The organism is Arthrobacter sp. PvP023, assembly GCF_017832975.1.
Classification (GTDB): Bacteria; Actinomycetota; Actinomycetes; order Actinomycetales; family Micrococcaceae; genus Arthrobacter.
Genome location: NZ_JAFIBI010000001.1, coordinates 2,361,198 through 2,379,628, shown reverse-complemented (window position 1 = coordinate 2,379,628; position 18,431 = coordinate 2,361,198). Strand labels below are relative to the sequence as shown.

Sequence of the window (18,431 nt, the reverse complement as noted above, 5' to 3'; positions counted from 1 at the left end):
GGTGCTGTCGGGCGGGCGGTGCTGTCGGGCGGAGCCGGCTCAGCTGGCCATTTCCTGGTGGCGGCGGGCAATGGCATTGAGCCTGCTCGCCGGACGGGCCGGGCGCGGCAGGGCCAGCTTGTCCAGGACCTCCAGAGCACACGCGTGTTCGTTGAAGGTGTACAGGTGGATGCCCGGTGCTCCGGCATCCAGGGCTGCGTTGGCCAGGTCCACCGTTGCCCGGACTCCGATCAGCCGGCGCTCGGCGTCGGTGTCCGCGGCTGCCAGGCGCGCCATCAGTTCCGGTGCGGGTTCGACGCCGGTCAGCTCAGCCAGCCGGTTGAGCCGCCGCACGCTGGTTAGGGGCATAACGCCCGGGATGATGGGGATGGTGACCCCGGCCCGGCGCGCCCTTGTGATGAGGTCGGCGAACTGCTCCGTGTGGAAGAACACCTGCGTGATGGCGAAGTCCGCCCCGGAGCGCTGCTTGGCGAGCAGCACCTCGACGTCGTGGGCTTCGGTGGGTGATTCCGGGTGCCGCGTCGGGTACGCGGCCACGCCGACCGCCACTTTGCCGGCACACAGCAGGGCCGAACGGCGCTGCTCCACGCGGCGGATCAGTTCGATCAGGTCCTGGGCGTACCGAAGGGAACCGGTAACCGGTGCCGCTCCGTCCTTGGGCCTGTCACCGCGGAGGGCCAGGATCCCGCGGACGCCCACGTCGAGGAGCTCACCGATGATCTCGGAGAGTTCCTCCGGCGTGTTGCCTACGCAGGTCAGGTGGGCCAGCGGGCGCAGCGTCGTCTCGAGCAGGAGCCGGTTGATGAGTTCGACGGCGGTGTCCCGGTTTGATCCACTGGCGCCGTACGTCACGGAAACGTAGTCCGGGTCCGTGGCTTCCAGCTCGCCAATAGTCGTCCAGAGCGACTCGGCGGCCGCCGGAGAACGCGGCGGGAACAGCTCGTACGAAAGCGCCACCGGGGCGGCGTCGGAGAGATTCGGATGTGTGTCAATAAGGCTAGGTGGAGACATTTGCGTCCTTGGCTTTGAGCCATTGCCGGCAGCCGAGCCTCAGTCCAGGGGACCTCGGAAACGCTGAACCGTCAATGAATTTGAGTTTGGGAACACGGAGAAAACTTCGGCAGGGCGCAGCCGCGACTGTTACGCCTGACAGGAAGTTGTCCGTGAGCAAATGTCAGGCCCACATGGGGGCACCCACACCCTCCTGCCGGAGGATCGCTGACACGTTACCTCGGTAACTTGTATAAGACTCTAGGGCCCTGCTCCGCGGCGTTCAAGCTGGCTCCCGAATTAAGACGCACCTTTACGCTCTGTTGCGTCGCCGCGCAGAACATTGTTCGCCGAAACGCCTGCAATTGACCAGCACCCGGAATGATGTGCGCGGCTGCCTGCGGATTCAGGGCTGGCGGCCGGCTGCCTTCCGTATCCTCCGGTGCCCCAACCACACCGCGGCGGCCATCAGGCCCAGGACATCGGCGAATCCAAGGATCGCTTCCCAGGGCAGCTCGATATCCCCGCTGTTGAGGTTGTTGAAGAACGAACCCAGCGGGGTGAGCAGCGGCCACAGGACAAGAACGTTCCGGACCAGCGCAAAGGCCACGGCGTAGACGACGCCGAGGCCGAACAGGAAGACCATCCCTTGCCCGCTCATCCCGTAGCCGACGTGGTACACCGCGTACAGGGCCGCCGCCAGCGCGATCCCGGGGGCCGGGCCCAGGCTTGCACTCAGGCGCGTCTGGACGAATCCTCTAAAGAAGACCGTCTCAAAGGCCCCGACGGTCAGCGACATCACCAGCAGCGGAATCCAGTCCACGGGCGCCGGCAGCGTATAACCCCGGAGGGTGATGGCGAACTGGATTGCGGAAAGGACAAGGCCCAGGATGACAGCCTCTTTCCAGTTTCCCAGCCACAGGCCCAGGTCAGACAAAGGCCGCCGCCGCCGCACCGTGTAGAAGACCGGCCCCGCGACTCCCAGGACAAGCCCGGTGCCGAAGCACAGGAAGAGGCCCAGGACGTTGGCCGTGGTGAAGACCGTGAATGCCAGTCGGAAGAGCGCGACGACGGCGAGGTACAGTGCCGCAACCACGGCCAGGTCCAGCTTGTCGACTCGTGGCCGTGCGTTCCCGGACCTCCGGAGTCCGGGACCTGCGAGGAGAGCGAGCACAAGTGCTGAAGCCGGGATCACCAAACCGTAGAGAGTCAGGTCCAGGAACGCCAGCGAGAGCATCGCCGCAACCAGCCACGAAGCCCACATCCATTGAGGCCCGTTGACATACCTTGCGATTTTCATCCGCTGCCGCCGCTCTGTTGTTCGGCTTCCCCCTTATCAGCGTGGTGGAGGATAACTCCCGGCGCTAGGGGAATTGGTCGCAACCTCCGCGGATCACCAGGGTTTGTCTGTGCTAGATCCGGTGTCGGCCTTCCTGAGGTACTCGTCCCGCTGCATGCCACCGTTGCGTTCCCGCTGCGCGGACCTGGCCTGCTCCGCCAGCTTGTCCAGCTGGCTCTGCTGCGGTTCCGGATCGGGCTGCGGCTGCTTGTCGCCGGACCCGGGTTCGGTGCCGGACGCGGCGTCTCCGAGTTTGTCCGCTTTGCCCTGCAGCCGTTGTTCCGCTTCCCTGAGGCGGTCGCCTTCGCCGTCCGCCCCGTTGGCGGCGGCCTCGCTGCCCTGGGGATTGAAGCACCCGGGCGGAGCGGCCTTGACCGCCGCCAGTCCGTCGCCGTAAAGGTGGCCGGCTTCGGCGCCGGAGCCACCCGACTCGACGGCCTTGTCTGCCAGCCGTTCGATGCTCAGGACCAGGTTGACGCGCACCTTGCATTCGTCAGCCGGCGGGGCGTCAGCGAGGGCTGCCTCGAAGAGGACCCGGGCACCGTCGTAGTCCCCGCCCAGCACCAGTGCATCGGCGGCCGCAAAAGGCGCTTTGTGCCGTTCCACGATATTGGCGATGCCCAGTCCGGATGCCGCGGAGGCAAGGGCGGCCTGGTCGCCGCGGCCGAACGATCCTGCCGCCTCGCCGCCCAGGTAGCCGACGCTCAGGAGCTTGACGGCGAGCGCCACGGCGATTGACCCAGGCACTGCGGACCCCAGCAGCAAACGGCGCCGTCGACGCTTGCGCAGGTCCTGCACCGGTTGCAGGCCCGCGGCCCGGGTCATGCGCGGGCCTCCTGTCTTCCGGGCCTGAGCTGCCTCAGCTGGCGGAGCACCGTGAGGCTCTCCCACAGCGCGAGGAAGAACGCGGCCAGTGCCGGGGCCCAGTACAGTTCCACCCTGCCCTCGAGTGACTCCGTTGCTTCCTTGAGGGCGCCGGGCCGGGCCGCCTGCATCATCGGGGCCACTGCATCCCCAGCTGCCCGGTGGACATAGGGAACGCCGAGCTGCGCTGCGATCCCCCGAAGCCTATCCTCGTCGATTCGGGACACGGCGTCCCCTGCGTTTTCCCCGCTGCGGTCCTGGATGTAGCCGGTGGCTTCGTCGGCTGAATAGCTGCTCTTCTCCTTCATTCGCCCGCCCTGGCCTGTGCCGTAGCCGAGCACCGCGCCGCCGTTGACCAGCGAAGCATCCACGTTCATAGGCTCCGGTGCCCTTCCGCTGGTCTGCTCGCCGTCGCCGAAGTAGTAGACGATCCGCGCCCGCTCCGGGTGGCTCTCCCGCGCTGCCCCCAGCCGTTCGTTAAGGACGGTCCGGGCGGCAGTGACGCTGCTGCCTGTCGAGTACATGGTGATCTGGGGTTCCAGCACGCCGGTCAACGTATCAAGGGCTGATGTGTCCGTCGTCAGGGGCATCCGGACCACCGCCTGTGAATCGAACGTGATCATGGAGAACCGGGCCCCGGCCAGCTCCCCGGCTATGGCCATGATGTCCTTCCGGACGCCGTCCAGTCTTGGACTTCCCTTGCCGTAGTCTTCGGCGGAGATGCTGCTGGTGGTATCCACCACGAAGAAAACGTTCACGTCGGTTGCCGCGGCCCGGACGCTCCCGCCGGGCACACCCGGGCGGAGGGCCGCCAGCAGCAGCAGGACCACAAGTCCGGAAGGCAGCAGCAACCCGCGAAGGCCGGCGCCGCGGAGCCGGCTTCCGACGGCCGTCCACGTAAGGAAGACGACGACGGCGACAACAACTGGCAGCATGATCCACCACGGCCAGATGGGCTGGAACGTCATGACCGCAGCCTCCACGTAGCGCCGGCCAGCACCAGCCCGGACAGCAAAGCGATGCTCAGGGGAATCTCGGCACGGTCCGAAACGGCAGCTTGCGGGGCGGCTTTGAAGACGCTGGCCTCTGTGGACTGGACCCTGCGGATGATCTCCGCGACGGCTTCCGGGCTGTCCAGCGGGTAGTAAGCACCGCCGGTGCCTTCCGCAGCGGTGCGTAGCTGAACGCCTGGCTGGTCGGGGTCCGTGCCGTAGTCGAAGTCTCCGGGGTTGAGGGCGTAGACCCGGACGTCCTTCTTTTTGGCCAGTGCCGCTGCTTCCTGCAGGGTGAAGATGGGCTCACCGGAAATGAAGTTATCGGTGGCCAGTACTACGGAGCGGGATCGTTCCTCCGTGCCGTCGGTTGCGTTCCCACCCGTGCCGGTACCGCCGCCGTTTGCCGGGAAGCCCTGCACGCAGGAGGCCAGCCCGTCGCCGATCAGCGAGGAACCTGCGCCGTTCCATGTGCCGTCCAGGAACGCGGCGCTGCCGGGTGCGCCATCAAAAGCTTTCCGGGCTGCCTCAAGCTGCTCCTGCACGACGTCGTAATCATCGGTGAGGGGGAAGACCTGTACCGCGCTGCTGTCGAAGACGGTCAGGCCCAGCCGTTCGCCGTCGAATCCCTCTGCGAGCCGGGCAAAGACTTCCACCACCGCCGCGTCGGCGCTGCTCATGGATCCCGAGGCGTCAAGGCACAGGATGATGTCGCGGTTGCGCTGTTCGGGGCTGACTGTGGTTCGTTCGGCGGGACGTGCTGCTGCCACCACGGCTGCCGCCATCAGCACCCCGCCGGCGACGGCGGCAACTGTGAGCAGGCGCCGGTGCCGCCGCACGGCGGCCCGATACTCCGGCAGCTCGGTGATCCGGCTGCCGTGGGCCACGGGCCGCCGGGTCGCTTGGTCGCCCCGCTGCCTGCGCGCCATCCAGTACGCCCCTGCGCCAAGAAGCAGGGCCACTGGAATCATCCACCAGAAGATCAGCTCCATGTCCTGACCACCTCCCGGGCCGTTTCCGCCGCCATCGCCGCAGCGTCGCGGGGTTCAGTGGCGGGAGATTCAGTGGAGCGGGGTTCAGTGTCCCGGGGTTCGGGGCTGAATTCCGCCGGGTAGAAGCTGCTGACAGCCAGGGCGGCCGCCGGAATGTTCTGCTCGTTGAGCTCAGCCAGGGTCATCCGTGGAGCATTGATCCCGGTGACGTCGCGGACAAAACTCCGGATAAGCAGGCTCAGCTCCTGGTGCGCGGCGCGGGCGGACAGCCGGCCGGCCGCGGCATCAGCCGCCACACCATCGATCCGGCGCAGGTAGTCCCGTTTCAGGCCGGACGGATCCGATGGCGGCGCGGGCGGAGGTACGGCGAATACGTCGGGCCGCCGCCGGGTGCTCAGGAGCACGTAGGCCAGCCACGCAGCCACGAGCACCAGCACGCCGAGGCCGGCCCACGGCAGCCAGGCACTGTATTCCAAGGGGCCATAGAACCCGGAGTCATTTCCCACGGCGGTGCCGTTCCAGCAGGGTGAACACCGCAGGCATTAGATCATGGCTGCTGCCCGCGTGGACGTGGGCTATGCCCATCCGCCGCAGCACAGCTTCCCGCGCTGCATCGCGCTGCTCCTGCGCCGCGGCATAGGCACGGATGATGGCCTCGGACGCCGCCAGGCGGCCGGGAAGGAAGCCGGCGTCCGCAACGTCGTACCGGTCGGCTGGTCCGGCGGCGGCTGCCTGTGTCCCGGTGGAGTTTGGTACGGCGGAGTCGGGGCCGGCCAGCTGCGCGTCGCGGACGGTCAGCCAGAGGACTTCGTGCTGGGCGCGCAGGCGGCGAAGCAGCCGCTCCATTCCGGCGTCGGGCACCACCTCATCGGCCACAACGAAGAGCAGCATGCGCTGGCCGAAGTTGCGTGCCACATAGGAGAGCTGCTCGCTGATGTCGCTGCGGGGCGAGGTCAGCGCCGTGCCATCGTTGACTTCGCGAAGAAGCCTTTCCAGGTGGGCCTCGCCGGCTTTCGCGGGCAGGGACCGGGTCGACGTCCCGTCGCCGCAGACGAGCCCCACCACGTCGCCGTGACGGTGGGCAAGGTAGCCCACCACGCCCAAGGCCATCACGGCAATGTCCTTCTTCTCCTCGCCGCCGAGCGCAGAGGCAGCCATGTTGCGTCCGGTATCCGTGACCAGCAGCACGGTCTGCCGCCGCACTGCAACATAGCGCTTGATGAGCGGGGATCCGTGCCGGGCAGAGGCTTTCCAGTCGATGTCGCGGACTTCGTCTCCGGGAATGTAAGCCCGGAGGTCGTCAAAGTCCAGGCTGCGGCCCTTGAAAACGGAACCGTATTCGCCGTCGAGCATTCCGCGTGCCTTGCGGTGGGCGAAGATCGACATCTTCGATTTCACCCTGGTCAGGAGGCTGGACATGCGGGCGCGCTCAGGGGGTCTGGACGGACGCCACGATGGCATCAATGACGGTTTCGACGGGAACCTGCTCCGCCACCGCTTCGAAGCCGAGGATAATCCTGTGCCGGAGCACGCGGTGGGCCAGTGCCTTCACGTCCTCGGGAATCACGTGGTCCCGGCCGTTCAGGAGGGCGACGGCGCGGGCGGCCTGGCTGAAGGCGATGCTGGCGCGCGGGCTGGCTCCGAATTCGATAAAACCCGCCAGGCGGGAGTCGATGTACTGGGCCGCGTTCCGGGTGACAAACACCAGCCCCACGATGTACCGCACTATTGCGGGATCGATGTAGACGCGTTTGACCAGCTCCTGCACTTCCGAGACCGCGGCCAGGGACGCAGCCGCGGCGGGGCGCTGTTCGTCGGTGAAGACGCCGGAATCGATCCTGCGGATGATCTCGGCCTCTTCGGCAGGCGTGGGGTAGTCCAGGACGTCTTTGAGCATAAAGCGGTCCATCTGGGCCTCGGGCAGCAGGTAGGTGCCCTCCTGCTCGATGGGGTTCTGCGTCGCCAGGACAAGGAAGGGGGAAGGCAGCCGGTGCACCACTCCCCCGATGGACGTCTGCCTCTCCTGCATCGCTTCGAGCATGGCGCTCTGGGTTTTCGCGCTGGAGCGGTTGATCTCGTCCAGGAGCACGATGTTGGCGTGGACCGGGCCAAGCTGGGTGACGAACGTGCCCTTGGCGGCATCATAGATCTGCGTGCCCACGATGTCGCTGGGGAGCAGGTCCGGCGTGCACTGAATCCGCCGGAACTCTGCGCTGACGGCCTCCGCGACCGTCTGCGCGGCCGTGGTCTTCGCCAGTCCGGGGACGCTTTCGAGCAGGATGTGGCCGCCGGTCATGAGCCCTACCAGCAGCGATTCACGGAGCCTGGCCTGGCCCACAACCTTTGCGTCGAAGCTGCGGGAGATGCTGCCCATGACCTGCTGCGCCCGGGCCAGTTCCGCCGCTTCGATCCGGACGGCGGCCGTAGTCTGAAGCACTGGAATTCCCCCTGGTTGCAGTTCATGAACGGCCGCTGCTGCTGCCGGATGTCCGGCGGTCACTAGGCGCCCGCCACGGGCCATACTATCCAAGCCCCGGGCGGCAGATTCCACAATGGGGACCACTCCCCATGCGGGCCGCGCAGGACTATCCTGATGGCATGATTCAGCTTCCAGCCAGTTACCAGGAGTACCTCGCCGGTAAGAGCGAGAGTTTCATCAACACTGTCCGTCCGATCCTCATGCAGTCGGCGGCGGAAAAAGTACACGGAGTCCGGGTGCTCAACCTGCCCCACGGCCATCAGGCCCATCTGGACAACACGATTCCGTTCGGGACAGTGGTCGAGGACATCGACTGAAGGCGGCTCAGCCTTTCATCGCTCCGGACAGCGCAAACGACCCGCCGGCTCCCCGCGCCACCAGCACGTAGAGGACCAGGACCGGAACCGAATAGAGAATGGAGAATGCGGCCAGCTGGCCGTAGGCGACTGCGCCGTGCTGTCCGAAAAAGCTGAAGATTGAAACCGACGCGGGCTGCTTTGACGGCGACAGCAACAGGATGAACGGTACGAAGAAGTTCCCCCAGGTCTGGATGAAGACGAAAATAAACACCACTCCCAGCCCCTGGCGCATGAGCGGCAGCACCACGGAACGCAGGGCAGTCAGCCCGGAGGCGCCGTCCACCCAGGCGGCCTCCTCCAGCGAAACGGGCACCGCGTCCATGAAGTTCTTGGTCATCCAGATGGCCATGGGCAGGGAAGTTGCCGCCAGGAAGAGAACTGTGGCCGGCAGCGAATCCAGCAGGCGCAGCTGGACGAACAGGCCATAAACGGGCACCATGATGGCCGTAATCGGCAGGCAGGTGCCGCACAGGATCGAATACAGGAACGGCCGGTTGAACCTGGACTGGAAACGGGACAGCGGGTACGCGGCCAGAACGGCTGCGCCCAGGGTAACTGTTGCCGTCCCGGCGGAGAGCAAAAGGCTGTTCCAGAGCGGTCCGAGCAGCAGTTCGGGAGTGAGGACAGCCGCAAAGTTGTCGAGCGAAGCACTGGCCGGCAACTGGGTCCGGTAACCCGCCGTTGTGTCCAGGGAGGCGAATACCAGCCAGAGCAGCGGCAACACGAAGCAGGCGCCGATCAGCAGCAGGGCCGCGTCTGCCGGAGTCCGGGCCCGGCGGAATCCTGGCGAGGCAACTCCCCTGCGGGTGGGCCGCCGTGAAGCCCCCTCAAGGGGCCGCCGGCCTGTCGTCGTCATCGTTTGTCCCCCTTGAGCAGCCGGACGTAGGCAATCCCGAACACCAGGCCCAGGACGATGAGCACCGAGGCGATGGCCGTGCCGTAGCCGATGTCGCCGAACTTGAAGGCCTCCTGGTAGGCGAGGACCGGCAAGGTGGTGCTGGCATTGGACGGCCCGCCGGCCGTCATCACCCAGATCAGGGTGAACACGGCCAGGGTCTGGAGCGTCACGAGCATCAAATTGGTGGCGATGCTGGACCTGATCAGCGGCAGCGTGATGAACACCAGGCGCTGCCAGCCGGAAGCGCCGTCCATCAGGGCTGCCTCGGAGATGTCCCGGGGAACGTCGGCCAGGGCCGCCCGGTACACCAGCATGGAGAACGCGGTGCCGCGCCAGATGTTGGCCAGCACCACGGCCACCATGGGATAGGCATAGAGCCAGTCCGGCCCGGCAGCGCCGGCATTGCCGAGCAGCTGGTTCAGCGTCCCGTCCTTGCTGAAATAGGCATAAGCGGCAAAGGCCGCCACAATCTCGGGAAGCACCCAGGCGGCGACCACCGCAGTACCCACGACTGCGGACACCGGCTTCCGGGCGCGCGTCATCAGGCCCGCAATCAGGAGTCCCAGCAGGTTCTGGCCCACCACCGCTGACGCAACAACAAAGACGATGGTCAGGAGGACCGCGGCCGGGAACGCAGAGTCACTGAACAGCCGCACATAATTTTCGACGCCGGTCCAGGCCGGGTTCCTGGCGTTGCGGCCGGTGAGGGCGGCATTGGTGAAGGAAGCGTGGAAGGACCACAGAACGGGCGCCGCCAGGAAGAGGAGAAGCAGCAGGACAGAGGGCACCACCGGCAGCAGCCGGAGCTGCCGCCGGACAGTTCGTCGTTCAGCCATGCGTTATTTCTGCAGGACCTTGGCGTCACCCACCTGGTCCCTGACTGACTTGTCGTACTGCGCGGCGGCCTCCTGCGGCGAAAGGGCACCGGTGATCACGGCTTCGGTGGCCTCCTGGACCGCGGCGGAGATACGCGGATAGTCCGCCGTGGCGGGCCGGTAGTGCGTGACGGATACGAGTTCGGAGACGTCCTTGACGAACGGATTCGCCGCCAGGTACTCCGGTTCGGCGGCGACATCTGTCCGGACCGCGATCTGGGACCCGGACACGGTGAACGCCAGTGAGTTCTTCTTGCTCAGGGCCTCGGAAAGGAACTTGAACGCCAGGTCCGGGTTCTTCGAGTCGGCTCCGACGGCCAGGGTCCAGCCACCGGACATGCTGACGCCGCCGGGTTCCTGGCCACGCTGGGTGGGGAACTTTGCCACTCCCATGTCCTCCGCATAGCCGGCCCATTCGTAATTACCGCCCTTCTGCCAGAACGACGGCGTGTACGAACCTTCCACTGTTGCCCCCATCTTGCCCTGCGGCAGCCAGTCGCCGAAGACCTTCTTCCACACGTTTGCGTCAAGCGCCTCGGCAGGCGTGACGGCAAGTCCTTCGTCGTAGAGTGTCTTCAGGAAAGACAGGGAATCGGTGAACCCCCGGGAACCGATCACCCATTTTTTCTCCTGCTGGTCATAGAGTTCGCTGTCCGTGCCGTACAGCAGTTCGTAAAAACTCTGCATGACTGTGCCTTCACCGGTGGCCTTGCCGGCATACATGTTGAACGGGACCAGGGACGGGTCCGCGGCTTTCATCTTGCGGGCGGCGTCAAGGATCTCCTCCCAGCTTCGGGGCTGCCAGGGAACCGAAATGCCTGCCTTTTGAAGGACCTTCTTGTTGTACCAGATGGCGCGGGTGTCAGTTCCGAGGGGCACGGCGTAGATCCCGCCGTCGTCCCCGGTGCCGGCAGCTTTGGCGGCCTCGTTGTACAACTTCCAGTCGGCCCATTTTTCGAGGTATCCGTCCAGTTTCAGGAGGTATCCGGCGTCGACGTCGGACCTCACCTTGAACGTGTCCTCGTAAAAGACGTCGGGGGCGGTCTCAGAAGACCGCAGGGCCAGCGCCAGCTTGGTGCCGTAGTCGTCGTCGTTGGCTTCGATGGGCTGCAGCTCCACGGTGGTGCCCTGGTTGGCAGCTTCGAAATCCTTCTTGGCGTCCTTGAACAAGGTGTCGAGGGCGGTAAACGAGTCAGTCTTCTGGTAAACGATCTTCAGGGTCCGGTTCTCGGCCGCCGGTTGTTCGGCGGAGCAGGCTGATGTGGCCAGCAGCGCTGCCGCCGACATCATCGCCGCAAGGAATTTGGCAGGGCGGTGCATGACGCTCCAATCTTCGAGCGGCTGCAGCCCCCAATATCCTCCAGCTGGCCCCAGCCTTTAGCCGATATGCAATTTCAGGTTAGTGCTCCCCACTGACAGAGCAGCGGAAGGCCGGCGTCAGCCTTCCAGCAGCAGCCGCTGTGCGCGCGGTGCCAGCATATGCTCCAGCACCAGGCAGGCAGCACCGATGGCTCCTACGTCCTCTCCCACTCCGGTTCCAACAACTTCTATCCCGTGGATCTGGCGGGCTGCGCTGTTGTCTGCCAGCAGTTGGGGAACCCGGTCCAGGTACCTCCGTGAGAGGCGCGTCCAGAAGGGGCCGCCGAAGACAACCCTTTCGACGTCGAGGGTGTTCGTGACCACCGCCACCGCCCGGGCGACCAGGACGGCGGAGTGGTCGATGATCTCCCCCGCCTTGCTGTTGCCGGCGTCGGCTTCGTCGCACAGTTTGGCGAAGCTCTCCTGGATGTCCAGGGCACCGGAGGGTTGGCGCACAACCTCCAGCACGCCGGCGGCTTCGGCCTGCGCCACGAGGACCTGCGGGATGCTGCTTGACTTCACGCAGCCCCGAAGACCGCAGTCGCAGGGCGGACCGTCCGGGTCAACAATGATGTGCCCGATTTCGCCGGCATTCCCCGACGTCCCGCGCACCACTTCATCGTTCAGGACGATGCCGCAGCCGATGCCGGTGCCCATGTACATAAAAACGAAACTGCCGGAGCCGCTGGGGCCGCCGGCCCAGGTTTCGGCGACGGCCGCGCTGGTGACGTCCTTGTCCACCAGGGTGGACAGTCCGGTCGCCTCCGCGAGGGCATCGCGCAGGGGCACACGGTCCCAGCCCAGCAACAGCGGCGGGTCAACGACGGTTCCCTCATCCAGGTTGATGGGACCGGGGGCTGCGACGCCGAGCCCGGCGATCTTGTCCGGGTCGACGCCGGAGGCTGCCACCAGGTCCTTGATCTCGGCGGCAATGGTGGCGATGATGCCGTCGGGGTCGCTGGCGCCCGGGGTGTTGATCCGTGAGTGCCTGACAACGGAGCCCACGAGGTCCAGCACCACGAAAGTGGTCACGGCGGGATCCAAGTGGACCCCCACGGCATACATTCCGGCGGGGTTCAACCGGAGGATGGTGCGCGGCTTACCCGGCCCGCTTCCTTCCTTCCCGGCTTCGACGATGAGGTTCTGGTCAAGCAGCCGCCGGGAGATGTTGGAGATCGTTTGCGGGGAGAGCCCTACGATCTGGGCGAGTTCCACCCGGCTGAGGCCTCCCGAGGACCGGCGGATGGCATCCAAAATCACCGTGAGATTGAAGTCCCCCATACGGGGCAAATTGGTTCCGCGCCTCGGCGTTGGCGTGCGGATCTCAGTCACGGATTCCCCTAAACGTCTTCGGTTATGCACTACTGATGCTTGAATCGTACGTTACCTGCGCGCGCGGCGGTACGCTCCCACGCGGAGTTCCGGGACCGTGGTGTCACTTGCAGGGCCGGGTCGCGCCGCGGGCCGACCTGCCGGCGTTCGCGCTGCTAATGGTGCTGGGCGCGTCCGGTGCTGACAGCCACCGTAAACTTCGCGTTCCTGCCGGCCACGCGGGTGGGACCGACGTACCGTTCCAGGGCGGGCAGGTAATGCAGGTGGCTGTTGTATACGGTCCAGAGTTCCCCGCCCGGCTCCAGCACTCTCCCGGCGGCCCCGAACATCTTGATTCCTGCCCCGGCATGGACGCTGGCACCCAGGTGGAAGGGCGGATTCAGCAGGATGAGGCCGGCGCTGCCGTCCGGCAGCGAGCTCATGGCGTCGTCCTGGAGAACGGTGATCCGGCCTGCGAGTCCGTTGGCTTCCGCTGTGGCCCGGGCGGAGTCGACGGCGGCCGCCGACTGGTCTGTCGCCGTAACCTTCGATTCCGCGTGGCGCCTGGCATACATGGCGGCCAAGATGCCGGTACCGCAGCCGAGGTCCACCACGTTCCCGGCCGACGGCATGTCAGGCAGGTACCTCAACAGGAACCGTGTCCCGATGTCGAGCTTCGTGCCGGCGAACACCGCGCCCCGCGCGCAGACAGTGAGCTCCAGTTCGCTGTTGCGGTCGGCGACGGGAAACGGCGGCGGTCCCGTAACGGGCCGGGGGTCCCTGGCTATCAGGACCCTGGATTTCTGCCGCGCCAACTGTGGCTGGACGTCGCTGAAGTGGCGTTGCAGGACGGCGTTCATACCCAGGCTCATGTGCTTGATCCGGCCGCCTGCAAGCAGGACAGTGTGCGGCCCTGCGTAGCGGGCCACGGCGTCGGCCACTTCTTCCAGTTCCGCGAGCGTTTTGGGCAGCTGGAGCAGCACCACGTCGGCGCCGTCGAAAAGGGCCGGACCGAGCGGCAGCTGCTCAAAACCGGCGTCGGCGCCGAGCGGCGCAGCGTTATTGCGGAGGGCCCGCTCCCCCGTAATCAGGTCCTGGTGGACTCGCACGTGCCGGACCCCGCAGGCAGCCAGTGCCCCGAGCGTGAGGGCGCCGTAGCGGTCACCCACCACCGCGACGCGGCTGTCCGGGGCCAGGAGTCCGGCCGCTGTTTCGAGGAGCAGCTTGTCCGTGGCATCCCAGGCCTGCAGGTTGGGGGCTTCGACATCCGGGAACCGGCGCAGACCGGAGAGGACTGATTCCAGGGTGTTTTCCGCCACGTCCAAGCTGCCTTCTTCTCTGTTCATCGCCTTCGGCCGGCAATCATCCTGCCGACCATGGCTCCGCCGTCGGGGAGGGATCCCCCGGCGAAAAGCTACCCGGTAAACCTACCGTGAAACGGCCCCGACTGACGCCGCAGGCACCCCGTCCGGGCGTCGCCGGCCGAGCATCTTCATGATGCCGGCCACTGCCGCGCGGCCGGCCCGGTTGGCGCCGATGGTGGACGACGACGGCCCGTAACCCACCAGATGGATCCGTTCGTCCGCTGCCACCTGCGTGCCGTCCATAACGATCCCCCCGCCGCTGCCGCGAAGGTGCAGCGGGGCAAGGTGTTCCAGCTCGGCCCGGAACCCGGTGGCCCACAGGATCACATCGGCTGCCAGGAAGGTTCCGTCGTCCAGCCGGACCCCGTGGGGCTCTATTGATGTGAACATCGCGTGCCGGTCCAGGGCGCCGCGCGCGGCGGCCGCACGCAGCGAAGGCGTCCAGATCAGTCCCGTGGCTGACACCACGCTTTGCGGAGGAAGTCCCTCCCGGACCCGCTCTTCAACGAGCGCGACGGCGTCGTGCCCCGCCTTCCGGTCGAAGCCGGCATCGCGCCACACCGGTTCCCGGCGGGTGAACCAGCTCGTGGTGGTCACCCGGGATATTTCGTCGAGCAGGCCGACGGCCGAGATGCCGCCGCCCACCACAATGACATGCTTCCCTCGGAATTCCTCTGCCGCCACGTAGTCGGCCACGTGCAGCTGTCTGCCCCGGAAGGAGGACTGGCCCGGGTAGATGGGCCAAAACGGCCGGGTCCAGGTGCCTGTGGCATTGATGACCGCCTGCGCGGACCAGGTGCCCGCAGAGGTTTCGATTCTTAGCCTCCCGGACGGGGCGCCATCTTCCCGGGATACCGAGCGGACTCTAACGGGGCGGACGATGTTCAGCCCGAGTTCCTCCTCGTAATCCCCGAAGTAGCGCGAAAGGAACTCTGAACTTGGCTCAGCCGGGTCTACTTCGGGCTGGGGAATGCCCGGCAGGTCGCTGATGCCGTTGACGGTGGCCATCCTGAGGCTTTGCCAGCGGTGGCGCCAGGCCCCGCCGGGTCCGGCTTCGGCGTCCAGCACCACGTAGGTTCCCGGGACGTCCTGCACGGCAGCGGGACCCGCGGTCTGCCCCGCGGGCAGGAAGCTGCGCCGCTGCAAGTGGTAAGCGGCAGACAGACCGGCCTGGCCCGCACCGACCACCACTACATCTGCGGCGTGCAGTTCCGCCGCCTGGGCATCGGGGATGTCGGGACCCGCCTAGACCTTTTTGACGACGCTGGACTTCAGCTGCATAGGGCCGACGCCGTCCACCTTGCAGTCGATGTCGTGGTCACCCACGCCGTCCATGAGCCGGATGCCGCGTACTTTGGTCCCCACCTTGATGACTGTGGAGCTTCCCTTGATCTTAAGGTCCTTGATTACGGTCACAGTGTCACCGTCGGCGAGGACATTGCCCACCGCGTCCTTGATAACCGCGTCAGCGGCTCCTGGCGCCTCCGGGGCCTCTGCGGACCACTCGTGTGCGCACTCGGGGCACACCAGCAGCGCTCCCATTTCATAGGTGTATTCACTGGAGCATTCCGGGCAGGGCGGAAGGGATTCGTTCACGCTCCCATATTAGTCGAGCGTTAAACGGCAGAAGCCGCCCGACCGGGCGGCTTCTGCTGTTCAATCCAGGGTGGAGCTGAGGGGACTCGAACCCCTGACCCCCTGCATGCCATGCAGGTGCGCTACCAGCTGCGCCACAGCCCCAAACTCTTGTTTCTTTCGGATCGATCTCCGTAAGCAACTTGATTATCTTAAACCACAATTGTGTAAGACGCCAATTCGGGTCCGGAACCCTGCAGTTGGTCGGCCGTAGGTGGTGGAACCAGCGAACCTCAGCAAGGAAACAGGGTAATAAACAAAAAAGTCCGCCGGAATCTCTCGATTCCGACGGACCATTCGGTGGAGCTGAGGGGACTCGAACCCCTGACCCCCTGCATGCCATGCAGGTGCGCTACCAGCTGCGCCACAGCCCCGAATTTTCATTGCTCCGGCACCTTCAGTCTTCACTGTCGGGCCCGGTTCTGCGTCCGGATCTCTCCGAAGCAACTCAAATATCTTAGAACAGCCGTTCCGAAAATTCCAAATCGGGCATATTCGGCGGCCGGCCCGGGATTACTCGCTGTCCGAGGAAACGGCCGCCTTGGCGGACGAGTCTTCTCCGAGCTGGAGGTCAACCACCGGGCAGTCCTTCCACAGGCGCTCCAGGGCATAGAACACACGGTCTTCCTCATGCTGGACGTGGATCACCACGTCCGAGTAATCCAACAGGACCCAGCGTCCGCCGGAACGGCCCTCGCGGCGGACAGGACGGAGATCCTGCTTGCCCAGTTCCTCTTCGATGCCGTCGACGATGGCGTTGACCTGGCGCTCACTGGGCGCGGAGGCGATCAGGAAGACGTCGGCCAGGGCCAGCCGCTCGCTGACGTCCAGGCCAACGATGTCCTGGGCTATCTTGTCCGCTGCAGCGCGCGCGGCGACGCGGGCTATGGCGATGGATGAATCGGTTGCAGTCACGGGACTCCTTGTAGTGGTTTAAAGCTATGTAGGTCCGGCGCCGTTGATGTCGGCGCCGTCATGCGTGAGGATGGCGGCGCCCTGATGGGCCGGTGCGGTTGGTCAGGGCGTCAGGCCGCTGATGATCATGGTGACGCCTGCAATCAGCGCGACGATCCCCAGTGCGAGGACGGCGAGCTGCAGCAGCCGGATACGGTGTGCCCTGCCCAGGCCGGCTGTTACGGCGTCGAGCGGTTCCAGACCGTAGGCGGTGTTGGCGGCGACGCGCGGCTTGTCGACGAAATTCTCGCCGGCTTCAGCAGCCCACGGCTCACCGGGGGCGGATGCCTGGACTACCGCCGCTGGATCGGCTGCCGCCTGGGCGGCTGCCTCAGCGCGGGCAAGCACCCCGGCCCGGCCTGTCGCAGGCCTCGCGGTCCGCTTCGCGGGGCCAGGCTTGCGCGCACCCTTGGTGCCGGCCGGCTGCAGCCTCGGGCCGGGATTGGTGACCACCGGCACGTAGGAGGTGGCAGGCTTCTTCATCACCGGCCGGTCGATCCCTGGAACCTTCTCGAACTCCAGCGGCGTGACCATCGCAAGGTTGCTGACGGCTGATGGTTCGGTCTTTGGGTGGGCCGGCTGGCTGGCCTGCTCGGCCAGCTTCTGCTTGGCCATGGCCCGCTTGTTCAGGACGGCGGCGCGCTCGGCCAGGGCGATCTGCTCCGCGAGGATTTCCGGATCCACCGCTTCGGGGTCGTTCGCCGCGATGTGCTCCATCTTGGCGATCTGGTTCCGGGCCTGTTCGGCGATGAGTGACCGCGCTGCGAGGGCCTGTTCGACAGTCATGCCCTCGGGAAGCTTGCTGTCCGTGCTTGCCTCCGGCGAGTCCGCCCGCGGAGCTGCTGCCTGCGGGGAGGGCCCCTTCGGCGGCGAGGCCTGCCCCGGCCGCGCCTGCGGCGCTGACTGTCCCGTCCGGGCTGGCGGCACGGTGCGCTGTGCGGAAGTGCGGGCCGGCGGGACGATCACGTTCGCGGCCGTAGCGGGCGCAGCCTCGGCCTGGAGCTGCTGGAGCCGGAGCTGGCGGCGCGTGGGCGGACCACCGCCGGAGAGCCGCTCCTCCTTCTCCGCAAGTTCCTTGATGGTGCGCAGGGCGGCGCGGTCGCGCGCCCGGCTCTGCGAGGACCGCTCGGATCCCGACGGTGTACGGACGGAGTCGACGGGACCGGGAGCCACACGGCGGATGCGGCCGGTGCCGTCCTCCCGGGCAGGCGCCGGCGTGCCGTTGCCGGGCGCGTTTGAGGCAGGGGGAACCGGACCCGGGGCAGAGGTCCCCGTGTCCTGGCGTGATTCCGCGCGCTCATCTCTGGCCTGCCGCAATTCGCGACGGCTACGGAGGGGAGGCTGTTCCTGGCTCATCTCACAACTCACTCGGTACTGGCTGGTTCGTGTAACTCGGTAAGTGCGGCACTGGGGTCGGGGTCGGACTGCCCGGCGTACAGGCCGTATTTCGCAATATATTGGACCACCCCGTCGGGTACGAGGTACCAGACCGGGTTCCCGGCCGCCACCCGCGTCCTGCAGTCAGTGGAGGAAATCGCCATCGCAGGCACTTCCAGGAGGCTGACGTCTTTCCTGCCCATACCGTCGAGGACGTGCCCCGGCCGGGTCACACCGACGAAATGCGCCAGCGACCACAATTCATCGATGTTCTTCCAGGACAGGATTTGTGCCATGGCGTCCGCGCCGGTGATGAAGAAAAGATCCGCATCCGGCCGTTGCGTACGCAGGTCCCGCAGGGTGTCGATGGTATACGTGGGGCCGGGACGGTCCACATCGACCCTGCTGACGGTGAACCTGGGGTTGGACGCCGTGGCAATGACAGTCATCAGGTACCGGTGCTCCGGTTCGCTGACCTTCTTGCTCATTTTCTGCCACGGCTGGCCGGTCGGTACAAATACCACTTCGTCGAGGCCGAACTTCGCCGCAACTTCGCTGGCCGCAACAAGGTGGCCGTGATGGATGGGATCAAATGTCCCACCCATCACACCTAAACGCAGGCGGCGCTTGGCGCCGCGCCGCT

Annotated in this window: 19 protein-coding genes and 2 tRNA genes; 1 reads left to right on the top strand and 20 read right to left on the bottom strand. The window is 66.2% G+C overall.

The features are described from left to right. Positions 1–39: 39 nt before the first annotated feature. From JOE31_RS10975 to JOE31_RS10940, 8 genes are all read right to left on the bottom strand, one after another. On the bottom strand, positions 40–1,011 hold the full coding sequence (locus JOE31_RS10975; protein WP_209744231.1) for a methylenetetrahydrofolate reductase: 972 nt from the start codon (positions 1,009–1,011) through the stop codon (positions 40–42). A 385-nt stretch (positions 1,012–1,396) separates the two neighbouring features. Continuing rightward, positions 1,397–2,290 (bottom strand): CPBP family intramembrane glutamic endopeptidase, encoded by an 894-nt coding sequence (locus tag JOE31_RS10970; protein ID WP_209744228.1) that lies wholly within the window; start codon positions 2,288–2,290, stop codon positions 1,397–1,399. A gap of 93 nt (positions 2,291–2,383) precedes the next feature. Further along, positions 2,384–3,154, bottom strand: a complete 771-nt coding sequence (locus tag JOE31_RS10965) for a hypothetical protein (RefSeq protein ID WP_209744225.1) — start codon at positions 3,152–3,154, stop codon at positions 2,384–2,386. Then, positions 3,151–4,161, bottom strand: a complete 1,011-nt coding sequence (locus JOE31_RS10960; protein ID WP_209744221.1) for a vWA domain-containing protein — start codon at positions 4,159–4,161, stop codon at positions 3,151–3,153. The genes JOE31_RS10965 and JOE31_RS10960 overlap by 4 nt, the downstream gene beginning before the upstream one ends. After that, on the bottom strand, positions 4,158–5,177 hold the full coding sequence (locus JOE31_RS10955; protein ID WP_209744218.1) for a VWA domain-containing protein: 1,020 nt from the start codon (positions 5,175–5,177) through the stop codon (positions 4,158–4,160). The genes JOE31_RS10960 and JOE31_RS10955 overlap by 4 nt, the downstream gene beginning before the upstream one ends. Beyond that, on the bottom strand, positions 5,168–5,653 hold the full coding sequence (locus JOE31_RS10950; protein ID WP_245199120.1) for a hypothetical protein: 486 nt from the start codon (positions 5,651–5,653) through the stop codon (positions 5,168–5,170). The genes JOE31_RS10955 and JOE31_RS10950 overlap by 10 nt, the downstream gene beginning before the upstream one ends. 19 nt (positions 5,654–5,672) lie before the next feature. Beyond that, complete coding sequence (locus tag JOE31_RS10945) at positions 5,673–6,596, bottom strand: DUF58 domain-containing protein (protein ID WP_209744212.1); 924 nt, start codon at positions 6,594–6,596, stop codon at positions 5,673–5,675. A gap of 10 nt (positions 6,597–6,606) precedes the next feature. Then, a complete protein-coding gene (locus tag JOE31_RS10940) occupies positions 6,607–7,614 on the bottom strand; it encodes a MoxR family ATPase (protein WP_209744209.1) in 1,008 nt (335 codons plus the stop codon). Positions 7,615–7,775: 161 nt separating this feature from the next. On the opposite strand from JOE31_RS10940, the gene JOE31_RS10935 reads away from it, so the two are divergent. Continuing rightward, positions 7,776–7,973 (top strand): hypothetical protein, encoded by a 198-nt coding sequence (locus JOE31_RS10935; RefSeq protein WP_245199119.1) that lies wholly within the window; start codon positions 7,776–7,778, stop codon positions 7,971–7,973. 7 nt (positions 7,974–7,980) lie between these two features. Here the strand turns inward: JOE31_RS10935 and JOE31_RS10930 are convergent, their stop codons facing one another. From JOE31_RS10930 to nadD, 12 genes are all read right to left on the bottom strand, one after another. Next, the gene (locus JOE31_RS10930) at positions 7,981–8,871 is read right to left on the bottom strand and encodes a carbohydrate ABC transporter permease (RefSeq protein WP_209744205.1); all 891 of its coding nucleotides are present in this window, start codon (positions 8,869–8,871) and stop codon (positions 7,981–7,983) included. After that, positions 8,868–9,749 (bottom strand): carbohydrate ABC transporter permease, encoded by an 882-nt coding sequence (locus tag JOE31_RS10925; RefSeq protein ID WP_209744202.1) that lies wholly within the window; start codon positions 9,747–9,749, stop codon positions 8,868–8,870. The genes JOE31_RS10930 and JOE31_RS10925 overlap by 4 nt, the downstream gene beginning before the upstream one ends. Positions 9,750–9,752: 3 nt before the next feature. Next, on the bottom strand, positions 9,753–11,108 hold the full coding sequence (locus JOE31_RS10920) for an extracellular solute-binding protein (RefSeq protein ID WP_209744199.1): 1,356 nt from the start codon (positions 11,106–11,108) through the stop codon (positions 9,753–9,755). Between the two features lie 117 nt (positions 11,109–11,225). Next, a complete protein-coding gene (locus tag JOE31_RS10915; RefSeq protein WP_209744197.1) occupies positions 11,226–12,428 on the bottom strand; it encodes an ROK family transcriptional regulator in 1,203 nt (400 codons plus the stop codon). Between the two features lie 206 nt (positions 12,429–12,634). Beyond that, a complete protein-coding gene (locus tag JOE31_RS10910) occupies positions 12,635–13,777 on the bottom strand; it encodes a class I SAM-dependent methyltransferase (RefSeq protein WP_209744194.1) in 1,143 nt (380 codons plus the stop codon). 108 nt (positions 13,778–13,885) lie between these two features. Then, positions 13,886–15,013, bottom strand: a complete 1,128-nt coding sequence (locus JOE31_RS10905; protein ID WP_354298641.1) for an NAD(P)-binding domain-containing protein — start codon at positions 15,011–15,013, stop codon at positions 13,886–13,888. Between the two features lie 54 nt (positions 15,014–15,067). After that, a complete protein-coding gene (locus tag JOE31_RS10900) occupies positions 15,068–15,418 on the bottom strand; it encodes a zinc ribbon domain-containing protein YjdM (protein ID WP_209744190.1) in 351 nt (116 codons plus the stop codon). 71 nt (positions 15,419–15,489) lie between these two features. Next, positions 15,490–15,562: transfer RNA gene (locus tag JOE31_RS10895), tRNA-Ala, on the bottom strand. 196 nt (positions 15,563–15,758) lie between these two features. After that, positions 15,759–15,831 (bottom strand) — tRNA-Ala (locus JOE31_RS10890). Positions 15,832–15,970: 139 nt separating this feature from the next. Continuing rightward, positions 15,971–16,372: a ribosome silencing factor gene (gene rsfS / locus JOE31_RS10885; RefSeq protein WP_209744185.1), complete on the bottom strand. Its 402-nt coding sequence runs from the start codon at positions 16,370–16,372 to the stop codon at positions 15,971–15,973. A 102-nt stretch (positions 16,373–16,474) separates the two neighbouring features. After that, on the bottom strand, positions 16,475–17,767 hold the full coding sequence (locus JOE31_RS10880; protein ID WP_209744182.1) for a hypothetical protein: 1,293 nt from the start codon (positions 17,765–17,767) through the stop codon (positions 16,475–16,477). An 8-nt stretch (positions 17,768–17,775) separates the two neighbouring features. Further along, positions 17,776–18,393 carry a nicotinate-nucleotide adenylyltransferase gene (gene nadD / locus JOE31_RS10875; RefSeq protein WP_245199116.1) on the bottom strand — a complete coding sequence of 206 codons (618 nt, stop codon included), beginning with the start codon at positions 18,391–18,393 and terminating at the stop codon, positions 17,776–17,778. Positions 18,394–18,431: the final 38 nt, after the last annotated feature.